General features: G+C 68.9%; 11 protein-coding genes. 4 read left to right on the plus strand and 7 right to left on the minus strand.

Features of this window, described 5'->3' with window-relative positions; translation table 11 throughout:
- Positions 1 to 158: 158 nt before the first annotated feature.
- The 4 genes from AC0B44_RS07410 to eccCa all read right to left on the minus strand — a co-directional run bounded on the left by AC0B44_RS07410 (position 159) and on the right by eccCa (position 6,464).
- Positions 159 to 464, minus strand: a complete 306-nt coding sequence (locus AC0B44_RS07410) for a WXG100 family type VII secretion target (RefSeq protein WP_471902282.1) — start codon at positions 462 to 464, stop codon at positions 159 to 161.
- Between the two features lie 45 nt (positions 465 to 509).
- A complete protein-coding gene (locus AC0B44_RS07415; protein ID WP_471902283.1) occupies positions 510 to 875 on the minus strand; it encodes a WXG100 family type VII secretion target in 366 nt (121 codons plus the stop codon).
- Positions 876 to 1,008: 133 nt separating this feature from the next.
- Complete coding sequence (locus AC0B44_RS07420; protein ID WP_471902284.1) at positions 1,009 to 2,496, minus strand: type VII secretion-associated protein; 1,488 nt, start codon at positions 2,494 to 2,496, stop codon at positions 1,009 to 1,011.
- Positions 2,478 to 6,464: a type VII secretion protein EccCa gene (gene eccCa, locus AC0B44_RS07425; protein WP_471902285.1), complete on the minus strand. Its 3,987-nt coding sequence runs from the start codon at positions 6,462 to 6,464 to the stop codon at positions 2,478 to 2,480. The genes AC0B44_RS07420 and eccCa overlap by 19 nt, the downstream gene beginning before the upstream one ends.
- A gap of 240 nt (positions 6,465 to 6,704) precedes the next feature.
- Between eccCa and eccD the strand changes: the two genes are divergently transcribed.
- A complete protein-coding gene (gene eccD, locus AC0B44_RS07430; protein WP_471902286.1) occupies positions 6,705 to 8,162 on the plus strand; it encodes a type VII secretion integral membrane protein EccD in 1,458 nt (485 codons plus the stop codon).
- Between the two features lie 4 nt (positions 8,163 to 8,166).
- The gene (gene mycP / locus AC0B44_RS07435; RefSeq protein WP_471902287.1) at positions 8,167 to 9,540 is read left to right on the plus strand and encodes a type VII secretion-associated serine protease mycosin; all 1,374 of its coding nucleotides are present in this window, start codon (positions 8,167 to 8,169) and stop codon (positions 9,538 to 9,540) included.
- A 4-nt stretch (positions 9,541 to 9,544) separates the two neighbouring features.
- Here the strand turns inward: mycP and eccB are convergent, their stop codons facing one another.
- Positions 9,545 to 10,996, minus strand: a complete 1,452-nt coding sequence (gene eccB / locus AC0B44_RS07440; RefSeq protein WP_471902288.1) for a type VII secretion protein EccB — start codon at positions 10,994 to 10,996, stop codon at positions 9,545 to 9,547.
- 106 nt (positions 10,997 to 11,102) lie between these two features.
- Here eccB and eccE point away from each other — a divergent pair, with 106 nt between their 5' ends.
- On the plus strand, positions 11,103 to 12,731 hold the full coding sequence (eccE, locus tag AC0B44_RS07445) for a type VII secretion protein EccE (RefSeq protein WP_471902289.1): 1,629 nt from the start codon (positions 11,103 to 11,105) through the stop codon (positions 12,729 to 12,731).
- 7 nt (positions 12,732 to 12,738) lie between these two features.
- Here eccE and AC0B44_RS07450 read toward each other — a convergent pair whose 3' ends face one another.
- Both AC0B44_RS07450 and AC0B44_RS07455 read right to left on the minus strand, forming a co-directional pair.
- Complete coding sequence (locus AC0B44_RS07450) at positions 12,739 to 13,314, minus strand: NADPH-dependent FMN reductase (protein ID WP_471902290.1); 576 nt, start codon at positions 13,312 to 13,314, stop codon at positions 12,739 to 12,741.
- Between the two features lie 20 nt (positions 13,315 to 13,334).
- The gene (locus AC0B44_RS07455) at positions 13,335 to 13,916 is read right to left on the minus strand and encodes a TetR/AcrR family transcriptional regulator (RefSeq protein ID WP_471902291.1); all 582 of its coding nucleotides are present in this window, start codon (positions 13,914 to 13,916) and stop codon (positions 13,335 to 13,337) included.
- 56 nt (positions 13,917 to 13,972) lie between these two features.
- Between AC0B44_RS07455 and AC0B44_RS07460 the strand changes: the two genes are divergently transcribed.
- Entirely contained in the window at positions 13,973 to 15,115 is a 1,143-nt protein-coding gene (locus AC0B44_RS07460; RefSeq protein WP_471902292.1) for an acyl-CoA dehydrogenase family protein, read from the plus strand.
- Positions 15,116 to 15,117: the final 2 nt, after the last annotated feature.

Below are 15,117 nucleotides of genomic sequence, written 5' to 3' on the forward strand. Positions count from 1 at the left end.
GACAGCGACGACGTACGACACGCCGAGGAACCACTTTACCGGCGCAGCGCCCGATAGGTCAAAACGCGTCCGGACGGCACGACGTCCCGGCGGCCTCTCCACCACCGGGACGCTGTGCCCGTGGGCCCTCCCCTTCACCCACCGGACGCACCCGGGTGTCACCCCGGGAAGCGAGCCTGGTTCCGTCGCTCGGTCGCCTGCATGTCGTCGTTTCCGCTCGACACGATCCGGCCGATGTCCTGCAGCACCTGGATGAGCCCGGCTTCCGCCCGGTTCCATCTCTGCTGGGTCGCCACGTAGTCGGCCTGAGCCTCACCACTCCACGTGGACACCAACGGCGCTACCTGCGCCTCGATGCGATCGAGGGTGTCCCTGATCGCCTTCTCGCCCGAAACGAGGCGCGAATGCAGATCTGCGACACCCGCAAAATTCTGGAATATCTCGGTTCCACCATCGACTGACACTGCTCGTGCTCCTTTGCTGGATTCGGAATGCGGGACGGACCGAGGTCAGAACGAACCGTTGAGAAGGGAACCGGCGCCGGGGTCGACGGCGCCGAGCGCCCGCGCGTTCTCCTGTTCGGTCGCCTCGTAGGAGCGACCGCTGGTCCGGACCGCTTCCGCAAGTTCGTCGAGTGCGGCGGTCAGGTTGGTGTTGTTGATGTTCCAGCGCTCCATGATTCCGGCGAACTTCGTCGCCGAGACGCCCCGCCACACCGACGGTGCCGACTGCACGACGTCGCCGAGCACTCGAAGGATCCCCACGAGTTCGTTACGGGAATCTTGGAGTTGCCCCGCGACCACCTCCATGGTGGCGACATCTGTGCTCAAGCCATTCGAATTGCCGGACCCTGCTCCGGCCGACGGTGCGGTCACGAGTGCTCCTTCGATCATTGCGCACCGGCTGTCTCAGCCCCCCAGTGGTCTGAGCCGGATGCGCCTACAGAACGTTGGACGCCGCAGCCGGCCGGACGGTTCCACACGATCCGGAATTGGTGCGACTTTTCTTTCAGTCGGTCCGGAGCGTGTGCACAGCTTGTTCGCATTCACTCCGGATTCCTGCCCACTCACCGTCGAGGTACTGGCATCCCACCGCGGCCTGCAGGCCCGGAAACACCACCACCGACCACCGCACCTCCGAGAATTCGTCGGGCACCTCGGTGTAGGCGATCACACTACGATCTGCAAATGTGGTGTCGGAGTCCATATCTCGGATCACCTGGTTCCGCTCGGCGGCTCGCGCGTCGAGCACCGCCGCGACCGCGTCCTCGTCCATCCCGTCCGCAAGGACGCTGTAGACGATCACGATTCGCCGGTCGCTACCCGACGTCGGGACCAGTTCCACGCGCCCCGGCTCGAGTGATTCCGGATCACGCCTGCGCCAGGAATCCGGCAGGTCGAGGTGCAGCGGGCCGATGTCGAAGCGCGTCGCCGACTCACCGGCCTCGACGTTCGGCGGCGGGCTGTCCTCCGTGTTCGTACTCTCGACGGCTCCCGGCAGGGCGGCCGCTGCGTCCGATCCCGGCACACGGACGGACCCGGGCGCGCCCGCCCACAGCAGTACCGCCGCGAGTATGCCCAGAGCGACGACGCCGAACACCACCTCGGCGAGTCGGCCGATGCGAGGGCGGGGCGCAGGTTCCGGCGACCGGACCTCCTGCAACCACGGCACCGGCGGCGACGACCCCTCCGCGGGAGGCGAGGGTTCTTTGTGGGGCGACATCGCGGCAGCGATTTCCGCGGCGTCGACGGTCACCGTCCGGGTGCCGATCCGGTCCAGAGTCCACTGCCACCCCGGGCTCGCAGATTCCCCCGACGTAGCGGCGACGACCAGCAGGGCAAAGGCGCCTTCCTGATCGGTGGTGACCGCCGCGATCAACGCCGCGACCTCCTCCTGTGCGGTGAGGTCCGGGACCGCGGTGAGGTCCGGGACTGCGGTGAAGTCTGCGACAGCGACGTCCGGGGCGCGGGCGACACGGCCGATCACCGGTCCGTCGTCGGTCGGTCCCGGTACGCACGAGGTCGCGGTGACGCCGCGGCCACCGATCTCGAGCACGACATATCCCTCGACGTCCTCGTCCGGCACCGCCCGGCACGCCGCGACCGCCACCGGAACGAGCATCGCGTTGTGAGCGATCTGGCGAGCGGCACGGTGCACCAGTCGACGGCGAGGCCCGTTCCACCAGGTCGGATGCACCACGACCACCGTGTCCACCGAAGGTGCATGCACCGCCGCGGCCGAATACCGTACGAGTCCGGTCAGCAAGGTGCCGGCATCGGACCCGTCGGGGCCGGCCTCCGCTCCGTAGGCGTCCACAGCGGCGACGACGTCGATCGGGTCCGGGGAGTCGCGGGCAGGCTCGCCGAACAACCACCCGCCACCCAGCCGTGCCGCGACAGCGGGTATCGATTTCGACGTCTCCCCCCACCGCGCCTGGATCCGCCTGGGCAGCACCGCCAGGACCAGAGTCGACGACGTCACGGCAGCGGCGACCATGCGGTCTGCACGAGTGCGACACCGTTGCGGCGCACCAGCATTCCTCGCCCCGGGGGCATGGGTGACGGACGGGCAGCACCGACGAGCGCACCTTCCTCACGATTGCCGCTCATCACCACGCCGGGGGTGGAGAGTTCGCGCAATCGGGCGAGAACCGGTTCGAACAGCGCCCGGCCGGCGCCCCCGGCTCGTCGCGCGACCACCAGATGCAACCCGATGTCCTTGGCCTGGGGCAGATAGTCGAGGAGTGGCGTCAACGGGTTCTGGCCGCTGGTCGCGACCATGTCGTAGTCGTCGACGATCACGAACACCTCCGGTCCGGTCCACCACGAGCGGTCGCGCAATTGCTGTTGGGTGGTGTCCGGCCCCGGGAGGCGGCGCTCGAAGACACCGGCGAGTTCCTGCGCCATGGCGGCAAGCACGCTCGCGGCCGGTGCGTATCCCCCGAGGTGGTCGCCCTCGACGACGCCGAGCAGGGTGCGGCGGTAGTCGCCGACGATGATGCGTATCTGGTCCGGCCTGTTCGATTCCATCAGTCCGCGGCAGATCCCACGCAGCAGCGCCGTCTTGCCGCAACCGGAATCACCGAACACGAGGAGATGGGGACTGTCGGTGAAGTCCACGGCAGCCGGTGCGAGGTCGGCTTCGTCGAGACCGATGGGGACGGTGAGACGATCCGCAACAGGCGCATCCGGAGGGTTCGGCCATCCGTGAGGAAGCGCCGCGAGCAGGTCGGCGCGATCGACTCGCTCCGGCAGCATCCGGACCCGCGGGGCGGCACTTCCGGTGGATGCCGCCGCAACCGCGGCCACGGCCGACGCCACTCCGGCACCGAGGTCGGTGGTGTCCGACACCCCGTCCACCCGCGGCAACGCCACGAGGATATGGAGTCCGTCGCGGTCGATTCCGCGACCCGGACGGCCCTCGGGCACCATCGCTGCCTTCTTCCGTCCGTACTCCGAATCGGACGGGTCACCGAGGCGCAACTCGAGCCGGGTACCGAACTGGTCGCGCATCGCCGGACGCACGTCTCCCCAGCGGGGTGCGCTGAGCACCACGTGAATACCGTACGAAAGCCCCTGGGAAGCAAGGATGCTCACGACCTGTTCGAGAGCTTCGAAATCGTGCCGGATGCTGGGCCACCCGTCGATCACGAGAAACACGTCACCGAACGGGTCGGTGGAGGTATCGACCCGGCCGTCCGCCCGGCGGCGACGCAGTTCGGCCATCGATTCGATGCCTAGTTCACCGAGGAGCCGCTCACGGTTCCGCAGCAACGACACGAGTTCGGCGACGGTACGCCGCACCCGGTCGGCGTCGAGACGGGTCGCCACCGACCCCACGTGCGGCAGAGCCGCCACCCCCGCGAGCGCACCACCTCCGAAGTCGAGGCAGTAGAACTGCACCTGTTCGGCTGTGTGCGTCAGTGCCGCGGACAGCACCAGCGTGCGCAACAGTGTCGACTTTCCTGCCTGCGGGCCACCCACCACCACGACGTTGCCCGCGGCGCCCGCCAGGTCCACGACCAGCGGATCACGGCGCTGATCGAACGGGCGGTCGACGATTCCGATGGGAAAGCGCAGCGATGCCGCGCGGGGCAGGGTGCCCGTGAGCGCCGATCGGGGCAACAGCGCGTCGAGAGTGGGCGACCGGTCGAGCGGAGGCAGCCAGACCTCGTGCGCAGGTGTTCCGTGCCCACGGATCCGGTCGACGACGAGGTCGAGGAGGGTCCGGCCGTCCGTGGTTCTCGCGGCGGCCGGACCCTCAGGGAGCGGTAACGGCTGCGGCACAGGGACATCGGCCGGGACTCCGCGTGCTGTGAACACGCGAGGGCGCAGCGAACCCGTGACTTCGTGGACGGGGACGCGCCGGGACGTGCGACCCGCTTCGTAGGTTCCCGACACGTAGGCGGCCGCGAACCGGACGATCTCGGCCGAATCCGACTTGAGGTAACCCGCCCCCGGTGCGGACGGCAGGTGGTACGCGTCCGGGACACCGAGGACGCTGCGTGATTCGTTCGCCGAGAACGTCTTCAGGCCGATGCGGTACGACAGATGACTGTCGAGTCCGCGCAACCGCCCCTCGTCGAGTCGCTGGCTGGCGAGCAGGAGATGCATGTGCAGTGAACGCCCGAGTCGACCGATCGCGGCGAAGAGGTCGGCGAATTCCGGTTGTTGCGACAGTAGTTCCGAGAACTCGTCGACGACGATGAACAATGCCGGCAACGGGCCGAGCGGCGCACCCGCCGCGCGTGCCTTCTCGTAGTCGCCGACATTGGCGAAGTTCCCGGATGCGCGCAGCAACTCCTGCCTGCGGTTCATCTCGCCTTCGAGCGCATCCTTCATCCGGTCGACCATCGCGAGTTCGTCTGCGAGATTGGTGATGATCGCCGCGACGTGCGGCAGCCCTTCCAATCCGAGAAACGTTGCACCCCCCTTGAAGTCGACCAGTACGAGGTTCAGGTCGTCGGGTGAGTGCGTGGCGACAAGACCGAGTACGAGGGTACGCAATAATTCGGACTTCCCTGATCCGGTCGCTCCGATGCAGAGACCGTGCGGCCCCATGCCGTTCTCCGCGGCTTCCTTGAGGTCGATCTCCACCGGGGCGCCGTCGGAACCGACGCCGATGGGGATCCGCAATCGATCACGTCCGCGTCGCGGGACCCACGCCCGGGCGGGGTCGAATCGTGCCACATCACCGATGCCGAGCAGGTCCTGCCACGTCGCCGGTCTGTCGTCGGAGTCGTCACCGACGGTGCTCTGCGTGACCACGCGAAACGGCGCCATACGGCGGGCGACCATCTGGGCTCGGGGCGCGCTGACGGAGTCCACGTCGGCGAACGTCTCGACGTTCACGCCCGAGCGCGCGCCGACCCGGCCGCCGTCCACAACGAGTTGGAGCCCACGAGCGGCGGCGAGGCGCGGTGCGAAACCCGACAGATCCAGGATCGTGAGCGTATCGAGTCCGTCGTCGAGCAACCCCGACCCGGACCCGGAGACACCCCCGTCGACGACGACGACGAGCTGCGGAACCCCCTCGACCGCAGGAGCGTTGCGTGTGAATCGTCCTCTGCCCGACAGGACCGACGAGAGATCAGTTTCCAGTTCGAGGATCGAGCCGAACACCATTCGGGCACTCCCCGCCCCATCCCGGGTCTCGGGGTGCTGAGCGTGCGGGAGCCACTTGACCCACTCCCATTCCGCCGCCGTGTCCGGTCCGCACACGACAGCCACGCGGAGGACGTCCGGTCCCTGGAATACGCACAGTTGGGTGAGCATCGCGCGGGCCAGGCACCGGGCGGCATCCCGGTCGCCGTCGATTCCGATGGTCGCGAAGCCGCGCAGCGCGACGGCGGTGGGTAGGGCGGGTACCGCCGAGTGGGTGCGCACGAACCGCCGGAGGGAGACGGCGGCGACCGGTTCGAGGTCTTCCAACGGTCCGGTGTCCGGTGCGATCAGGCGTGTGGCGAGACGCTGCTCGCCCCGGCCGACCCGCACGTGGCAGAAGTCGGCGTCGGTGCTGCGCCGCTCCCACATGCGGGCGGTGCCGACCAGAGTCCACAGCAACGCAGGATCCGGATGCGCCCATTCGAGAGAATCCCTTTGCTCACCGCTTGTTTCGGTCACCTCCCGACGAATCTGATCGAGGTACCGTAGGTAGTCCTTGCGGTCTTCGTCCACTTCGGAGGTCTTCGTTCCGCCGCGTCCGCTGTTCGCGAGCATGCCGACCATCGACACGACCATCATGAGCGGGAAGATCATCGCCATCGGACTCCGAGCTGTTCCGGAGGTGAACAGCAGCGCCATCATTCCGACCATGGCCGCGACCATCACGAGCGGCAGCAGTCTCACCAGGAGGTTTCCCGGAGTTGCCCTCGGGATCTCCGGTGGCGCTTGGAGACTCAGCTCGCCGCTGGGTGTGCGGGGAGACTCCTGGCGCGCTCTGCGCACGAAACGCTCGGTACTCAACGTTTGCTACCCCCGACAGCACATTTCTCCACCGCCCCCCGACGGCCGACCCCCACGGTCCGGGGAAGGGTAGCGCACAGGCCGGACATCCGCGTGGCTCCCATTGCCTCGTGACGGCTCGACACGAGACACCCGCCCGCCCATGTCGTATGGTCTGCGTCGTCCCGGTCGGTGCGGCACATCCAGGGGGAGCCGCGTGCAGCCTCCGGCGACCAGACGAACGACGGGGGAACATCAGCGATGACATCCGCGAACACGGGAGCCGGCCACCACGGCGCTCTCGAGGCTCCGGATCTGTGCCGGATCACAGTGTTGGCACAACACACGGAGGTCGATCTCGCACTCCCATTGGGAGTACCTGTGGCACTGCTGCTTCCAGGAATAGTGGATCTCGTCGCCTCACACCGGAGCGACAACCGGTTCGACAGCACGCCCGAGCGTGTGGAGCCGGGAACGTGGACACTCGCGCGGATCGGTCACGCACCGCTGTCCGGCGCACTGAGCCTCGACGAACACGGGATCCGTGACGGCGAACTCCTCGTCCTCGCCGACGTCGGCTCCCCCGCACCTCCCCCGTTGTTCGACGACGTGATGTATGCCGTTGCGGTGGCGGGCAAGGACGGATTCCGGCGGTGGGGTGCCGCCCCCGCGAGTGCGCTCGCGACTGTTCTGGCACCGGTCTCGCTCGCCGCGGGGTGTTTTTCTCTGTTTCATCTGCCCGACGGACCGCAGCGACTCGCGGCGGGAGCGACCGCTGCGGTGATGTGCGTCCTGTTCCTCCTCGCGGCGACGGTCCTGTCGCGCAGTCACGATGATCAGCGCACAGCCCTCGTGCCCGCCCTCTGCGCGGTTCCGGTGGCGTTCACGGCCGGATCATTGGTCGTGCCCGGCGACTTCGGCGCGCCCCACTTGTTGCTCGGCACCGTGCTGGTCGGGGCGGTCGCGGTGGTCGCGCTGCGAACGGCACGGGTCGGCGTCGCGACCTTCACGGGCGTCGCGGCGACGGCTGTCGGGGCCGCCGCCACGCTGCTGCTCGCCTCGACAACCGGTGTCGATCTGCATGCGCTCGGTGCGGGTGCCGTCGTGACCGCGTTACTCCTCGCCGGCACCGCACCACGACTCGCAGCGGTATTCGGCCGCTTGCCGGTGCCGCCGGTACCTGTCCCCGGAACGTCGCTCGACCCGGTCGCACCGGATCCGGAGACCGCGAATCCACTCCCCTCGTTCGACGAACTCGACGACCGGATCATGAGCGCCCGCGCCTATCTGCGCGGCCTGGTCTACGCCGTGGTCGTGCTCGGTGCGGGCGGTGCGTGGTGTGCGGCGTATCCGATCGACGGGGCCGTGTCGTGGCCCGGCGTGGCGCTGGCGGTCGTCACCGCCCTGGTGCTGATGTTCAGGGGGCGGTCGTACACCGCGTCCACCGAGGCCGTGCCGCTCGTCGCGGGTGGCGCAGTGATCCTGCTGGTCCTGATCATCGGTGCGGTAGTGCTCACCCCGATCACGCCGTGGCTCGTCTCCGGTGCGGCGCTGATGCTGATGGCAGGGACGATCGTGTTCGGCTCGGCGGCGCCCCGCCGGCAGTTCACGCCCGTACAACGCCGGATCGCCGAACTGACGGAGTACACGGTGATCGCCATGATCGTCCCGCTCGTGTGCTGGGTGGCGGGTCTGTACTCCGCGGCGCGAGGTCTCTGACGGGATGCGACCCTCCGCGACGGCTGCCGTCGTCGTCTTCGCAGCGGTGATCGCCGGTGCCGCGGCCCCGGCCGCTGCGGCGCCACCGGTTCCCGACCCGGCGCTCCTGCCGCCCGGAGGGGTGGCGGCACCGCCGGACGCCACGGAGCAGCGGATCGTGTGCGCCGATCCTGGGGATGCACCCGACGGGCCGCAAACTCCCACTGCCCAGCGAATTCTCGATTTCGAGTCCGTGTGGCCGCTCACCCGGGGCGCCGGACAAACCGTCGCCGTCATCGACACCGGTGTGCAACCCCATCCGCGTTTACCCGCGCTGCAAGCAGGCGGTGATTACGTATCGGCGGGAGACGGTACAGACGACTGCGACGCACACGGCACGCTCGTGGCGGGCCTCATCGTCGCCCGCCAGGTCCCCGGATCCGGGTTCGCCGGTGGTGCACCCGACGCCGGCCTGATCACCATCCGGCAGTCGAGCGGCCACTACTCCGATCGGGCACGGGCGGACGACGACACCGCCCGCAACGGCGCCGGTTACGGCGACGTCCGTACCCTCGCGCTCGCTCTCCGCCGAGCCGTGGATCTGGGCGCAACCGTGGTGAACATTTCGGAAGTGGCCTGCCGGACCACATCCGAAGGCTTGTTCGACGGCCCCCTGGGCGCTGCCGTGCAGTACGCCACCGACGTGGAGGATGTCGTCGTGGTCGTCGCGGCGGGCAACTCGGATTCGTGCCGCGCCGGGAACCCGGGGTCGTCGGATCCGGCCGCGCCCGGAGCCGATCCATGGGATTCGGTGACCACTCTGGCGTCGCCCGCGTGGTACGACGACTACGTGCTCACCGTCGGTGCGGTCGAAAACGACGGCACGCCCTCCGAATACAGCCTGCCGGGTCCCTGGGTGGACGTCGCGGCACCGGGCAGTGGGCTGGTGACGCTCAATCCTCGTACCGCGGGGCTCGTGGACCACATTCCCGGACGTGATGGACCGCAGCCGATTTCCGGCACCAGCTTCGCCGCACCGTTGGTCGCTGCAACCGCGGCTCTAGTGCGCGCCCGGCATCCCCACCTCACCGCGCGGGAGGTGATGGCACGGATCGAGGCGACCGCCCACGCCCCCGCCGAGGGCTGGAACCCTCGGGTCGGGCACGGGGTCGTGGATCCGTACGCCGCGGTCACCGCCCCGTTGTCGCCCGGGCACCTGCGTCCGGCGGGCGAGATGTCCCGGACCGAGCCTCGTCCGGTCGCTGCACCCGTATCCGCCCCACCGCCGGACAACCGTCCGCGTGATGTCGCGCTGATCGCTGCCGCGGCAGTGTGCGCCGCGCTCGCCGCGGTCGTCGCGCTGTCGGCCCCGCGGCGCGGTCCACGCAGGCGGTCCTGACCACTCAGCTTCCCGCCCGCACAGGCACGGGCCCGGGGTCCGGACCCACTCCGTCGTGCGCAAGCAGCGCCTCGGCTCTGCCCAGCGCGGGACCGGGCGCGAGAAGCTCGACCATCGGCCACGGTGCACGCATCGGGTCCGACGAAAATCCCAGAGCTGCAGCGGATTCACGATCCACGACGCCGTACCGGACGCCGGTGTCGGCAACGTAGAACAAGGCGCCGGCGCGGTCGCTACCGTCCGTGACGGCTGTCGTGCCGAGGAAAAGTCCCCGCCCCGGCGGAACGTACACGGAATCGGCGTTCGGCCCGGAGCCGTCCGCCTGCGCCGGCACCACGGGAACAGCATCGTCGGGCAATGGAAGCCCGGTGCCCGCCGACAACAGCAGCGTGGAGCGGTTCCGGTCACCGTCGGACACCGGGTCCCACGTCAGGCACGCCACGGGAAGGTCGGTTGCTTGAACGATCTCGGGGACGACTGCGGGGAAGGTGCTCACCGCAAGCTCGTGGACGGCGGGCGCATCCTTGAGCGCATCCGGAGGAACGACCGGGATCTCGGCTGCGCCCTGCGAATCGGACGCGTGGAGGATCTGAGCAGTCGCGCGGGAAACCTCTTGAACGCCATCGCGCAGCACGAGGTGGAAACTCTGTCCGTCGGGTTCGGTCAGCGCCACCACCGATCCGACGGGGTACCCGAGAACCGGCACGCGGGGTGCGCTGCCGGCCTCCGGCACAGATGGTGCGGTCAGCGCGGGCGCTTCGGGAATCGCTGCCAGCAGGCCGGGGCTCACCGGGCGGGAACTGGTCGTGTCGATGCCGAGTACCCGCGTCAGGGCACGATCGTCCGGGTCGATCTCCGCGCGAACACCGTTGTACACCAGGTAGAAACGACCGTCGAACGAGATGAGGAATGCCTGGTCGTCGCGAAGTGCCGTACTGCGGTGCCGGTCGGGGGCGCCGACGAGCACTGCGGTGGTCACGGCCTGCGACCCGTCGGATTCGACCGTGTCGCAGGCGGTCCACGGCAACTCGTCCGAGGTGTGCATCAACGACGACGGAGCGCCCGGAATCCCCACGAGCGGACCACGGGGCCGTTCCGCGAGCTGGTCGTCCGCCACGACCACCGGTTCGACGGGTGAGCCCAGCACGAGCCGCGCGGAGGCCAGGTTGAGGGACGGGTGGAAGATGCCGTCGATCGCGACGTACAGGGCCCCTGAGTCTCGCCCGACCACGACGGACGCGTCCCCGATCCGGTCCTGTGGCCGGAACAGGGCGAGGGCGGCACAGCCCGCGAGACCGAGGCACGCCACGACCGTTCCGACGATCAGCGCACGGGACTGCGAACGCATGGGATCACTGATCATCCGTACGTCGCGTCGCACCAACGCGTGTGCCATCCGGCGCATGAGAAATCTGTATCCGCTGACCTGCCATCGCGTGGTCGGCTGCGCTGCCATGTATCTCCCCCCTGTACGGCACGCTCTCTGCCGCAACACAGTACAGTTCCGCCGGGATGTCCGGCGGGGTGCAGGGGTGCGGCCGGACAGGATCGGGGGGAAGACAATGGACGTAACCGTGCCGGCGACAGGGCGGGGCGCATCCCGGGTCGTCGTCCGGGTGGTGACGGCACAGGTAGCCGCCGTGATCGTGTGGATCACCGTCCTCGGGGTGACGGATTCGGTGTGGGTGCCGGTGACAGCGGCGGTGCTCGTCGCGCTGGCCGTGTCGGTTCCGTTCCGCGGAGTCGATGCGGTCGCTTTTGCCGGCACACTGTGGCGCTACCGGTTCGGGCGACCTGCACCGGCAGGGGTCGTACGCGACTTTCCACAGCCATCCGGGCGAGCCATCGGACTGAGCTGGGACGGCCCGTATGTGACGGCGGTGGTCGAAGTCGTGTCGCGGCCCGGACAGGTCACACGGACGGGACGTGAGATCGCGGAGACCGATGTCCGCCTGCCACTCGACGCGATCGCGTCGTGCCTGCGCCGGCACGACGTGGTGCTCGACGGGATCGATGTCGTCATGCACGGGTGGCGCGTCCGCGATGCGACTCCGGCCGGGCAGGTCTACGCGCACCTGCTGGGGCCGCTTCCCGTCGCGGCCGAGCGCACGGTCTGGCTGGCAGTACGTCTGAATGCCACCACATCTCGTGAGACGATCGCCCGGCGCGGCGGCGGGACGGAAGGTGCGGCGCGCACGGTCGTTGCGTCGGCGCGGCGTGTCGTCCGGGCACTCGACGAGGCAGGCTGTGCCGGAAGGCTTCTCACCGCCGCCGAGATCTCGTCGGCTTCCCGCCGCGTCACGCACGGTGTCGCACCGGGTGAGTTCGCGCGGCACCCGCACCACGTCCCGGTCCCGATGGGGTTCAACACCGGTGGGCACTTCGACTCCCGGCGATTGGATCGAGGATCGGTGACCTCCGTGTGGACCTGCCCCGCCCTGGCGTCGACCCTCCTGGTTCGGCTACGCCCGAGCGATCACGACACCGTCAGAGTCGGAGGCGCGGCTCGCTTCACCGTGCGCTCGCCGGACATGCCGGAACTCGACGGACTCCGGTACCCGTTCGGGCTCGACCGCGACGCGCTGACCGCTGCCCTGCCGGTGGCTGTGCCCCGGCTCGAGCACGTGGTGCCCCTGCGCGACGCGCGTCCCGGCGAACTGGACGAACTCGCCCTTCCCGCCGGAGGCTGCGGTCAGCTCGTCGGGTCGGACGATGCCGGTCGTGCGGTCACCGTGCGCCTCTTCGGAGCCGGGGTGCGGTCGGTGCATGTGGCTGGAGAGTTGTATCTGGCGAAACAGATCGTGTTCAGGGCAGTGGCCGTCGGTGCACGAGTCCTCCTCTACACCGACAGGGTCGGCGCGTGGCGTCCGCTGCTCGACGGCGCGGCCGGACCGGATCGGCTGCGTGTGGCCGGCGACTACGCAGACGACGGGGCGTTCGACACGGTGGTGTACGACGGTGTTCGGCCGGCCACGGTTCCGCCGCACGTCAGCGCGATTCATATCCACCTGCACCCGGACGGTCTTCCTGCGGAACGCCCGACCGTCGCGGTTGTCCAACCGGACGCAGCGGGCGACCGGGTTCTTCTGTCGGCGGGTGGCGTCCGAGTCGACCTCAGCCTCGTGACGATTGCGGCCGAGACGACCCACATCGGCCGGCCTCGGGTTCCTGAATCGGTACCGGCGTCCTGAACGTCGCTCAGCCCGGATACGCGTTGCGGGTCCGTCCTGCGCGTACGGTCCGTGCCCACCAGTCGATCTGATCGAGCATGCGCTCTGCCGAGTCGATCGCCGCCCCGTCGGTGGTGGTGCCGTCCTGCCCGAAAGCGTGTTTGACGCGGTGGAAGCTCACCGATTCGCGGACCGGGACCATGTGGACCTCGACGACGACCTGCCGCAACTGTTCGACGGCGCGCAGGCCCCCGGACAGTCCGCCGTAGGAGACGAATCCGATCGGTTTGGTGCGCCACTCGTGTTTCACCGTGTCGATCGCGGTCTTGAGGGCAGCGGGATATCCGTGGTTGTACTCCGAGGTCACCACGACGAACGCCTCGGCCGCGCCCACCCGGCGGGTGAACGCGTCGGCTTCGGGGCCACCCGACAGATCCTGGGGTAATGGAGTGTCCGCGAGGTCGATGATTCCCACATCGAATTCTGCTCGGCGGCGAGCAGTCTCGGCGAACCAGTCGGCGACGACGGGAGCGATGCGCCCCGCGCGCACGCTGGCCACGATGATCTCGAGACGGACGGGTTCGGTTCCGCTCTGTGGATCCATACCTGCGATCCTAGGCGCGGTCAGGCGGTGAGACCGTGGGTCAGGAGCGCCGCCAGTTCGCGGTATGCCTGCGCGTCCGCGAGTCCGGTGGCCTCGGCGACCTGCCGTTGCTGGATGCGCACCATGACGGACGCGACGACGTCGGCGACGAACGCGGCGTGCACGTCGCGGAGATCGCCCGATTCGACGCCCTCGGCGATCAGCGTCCGCACCCGGTCGGCTGCGAGACGGGTGTTGCGTTCGTAGACCTCGCGGGCGACCGGCGTCCGGGCGATGTCCTCCATGAACTGCGCTGACGCCGGTTCGAGTTGCCGGCCTACCGCCTTGAGGTAGGTGCGAATCCGCGCTTCGGCGCCCGTACAAGCTGCCAGTTCGGTTTCGACGCGCTCGGTGGCGCCCCGGAAGAAGTGCACGGTGACGGCGTAGACGAGACGGTCCTTGTTCTCGGCGAGCGCGTAGAGCGTGGACTTCGAGCAGCGGAGGCGGGCAGCGACGTCGTCGAGGGTGAAATGGGCGAAGCCTTCGGCGAGGAAGAGGGCGACGAGCTGGTCGAACAGTTGCGCCCGGCGCGCGGTGGTGTAGCGCGTCTCCGTCCTTGTCATACGTGGGATAGTACTGCAGTATCGTTTTCAGTACCGTTTTCCGAGGGAGGAACCCTGTGGCTGTCGAGCGTCTTCTGCCCACCCAAGAGGCCTACGACCTGATCGAGTTGACGCGCGACGTCGCCGACAAGGTCCTGACTCCCCGCGTCGACGAGCACGAGCGCGCCGAGACGTTCCCGGAGGGTGTGTTTCCGGCGCTGGGCGCGGCCGGTCTGCTGAGCCTGCCGTATCCCGAGGAGTTCGGTGGCGGCGACCAGCCGTACGAGGTCTACCTGCAGGTCCTCGAAGAACTCGGAGCCCGGTGGGCTGCGGTCGCGGTCGCGGTGAGCGTGCACGGCCTCTCCTGTTTCGCATTGGCCACCCACGGCACCGACGAACAGAAGAACGCGTGGCTTCCGGACATGCTCGGCGGCAACACCATCGGTGCGTACAGCCTGTCCGAGCCGCAGGCCGGATCGGATGCAGCCGCCCTCGCGTGCCGGGCGACCGCCGTCGACGGTGGGTACCGCATCACCGGGTCGAAGGCGTGGATCACCAACGGCGGCAAGGCCGATTTCTACACGCTGTTCGCCCGTACCGCCGACACCGGCTCGAAGGGCATCTCGTGCTTCCTGGTGCCGGACGGCACCGAGGGTCTGAGCTTCGGCAAGCCCGAGGAAAAGATGGGCCTGCACGCGATCCCCACCACCGCGGCACATTACGATGACGCGTTCGTCTCGGCCGAGCGCCGCATCGGCGCCGAAGGCCAGGGTCTGCCGATCGCGTTCAGCGCGCTGGATTCAGGCCGCCTCGGCATCGCCGCGGTCGCCACCGGTATCGCGCAGGCAGCCCTCGACGAGGCCACCGCATACGCCAAAGAACGTAAGGCGTTCGGCAAGCGCATCATCGACCACCAGGGTCTCGGGTTCGTCCTCGCCGACATGGCGGCCGCGGTCGATTCCGCCCGCGCCACCTACCTCGATGCGGCACGCCGCAAGGATGCGGGTCTGCCCTATTCGCGCCAGGCGTCGGTCGCGAAACTCGTCGCGACGGATGCCGCCATGAAGGTCACCACCGATGCCGTGCAGGTCCTCGGCGGCTACGGCTACACCCGCGACTTCCCGGTCGAACGGTTCATGCGCGACGCGAAGATCACGCAGATCTTCGAGGGCACCAACCAGATTCAGCGCCTCGTGATCGCGCGGTCGCTGGCGGGCTGACC

It is taken from the genome of Rhodococcus sp. NPDC019050 (assembly GCF_055664235.1).

Coding starts and splice junctions, on each gene's coding strand:
- AC0B44_RS07420 (WP_471902284.1), bottom strand. CDS start 2,496: ATGGTCGCCGCTGCCGTGACGTCGTCGACTCTGGTCCTGGCGGTGCTG.
- eccD (WP_471902286.1), top strand. CDS start 6,705: ATGACATCCGCGAACACGGGAGCCGGCCACCACGGCGCTCTCGAGGCT.
- mycP (WP_471902287.1), top strand. CDS start 8,167: ATGCGACCCTCCGCGACGGCTGCCGTCGTCGTCTTCGCAGCGGTGATC.
- eccE (WP_471902289.1), top strand. CDS start 11,103: ATGGACGTAACCGTGCCGGCGACAGGGCGGGGCGCATCCCGGGTCGTC.
- AC0B44_RS07455 (WP_471902291.1), bottom strand. CDS start 13,916: ATGACAAGGACGGAGACGCGCTACACCACCGCGCGCCGGGCGCAACTG.
- AC0B44_RS07450 (WP_471902290.1), bottom strand. CDS start 13,314: ATGGATCCACAGAGCGGAACCGAACCCGTCCGTCTCGAGATCATCGTG.
- eccB (WP_471902288.1), bottom strand. CDS start 10,996: ATGGCAGCGCAGCCGACCACGCGATGGCAGGTCAGCGGATACAGATTT.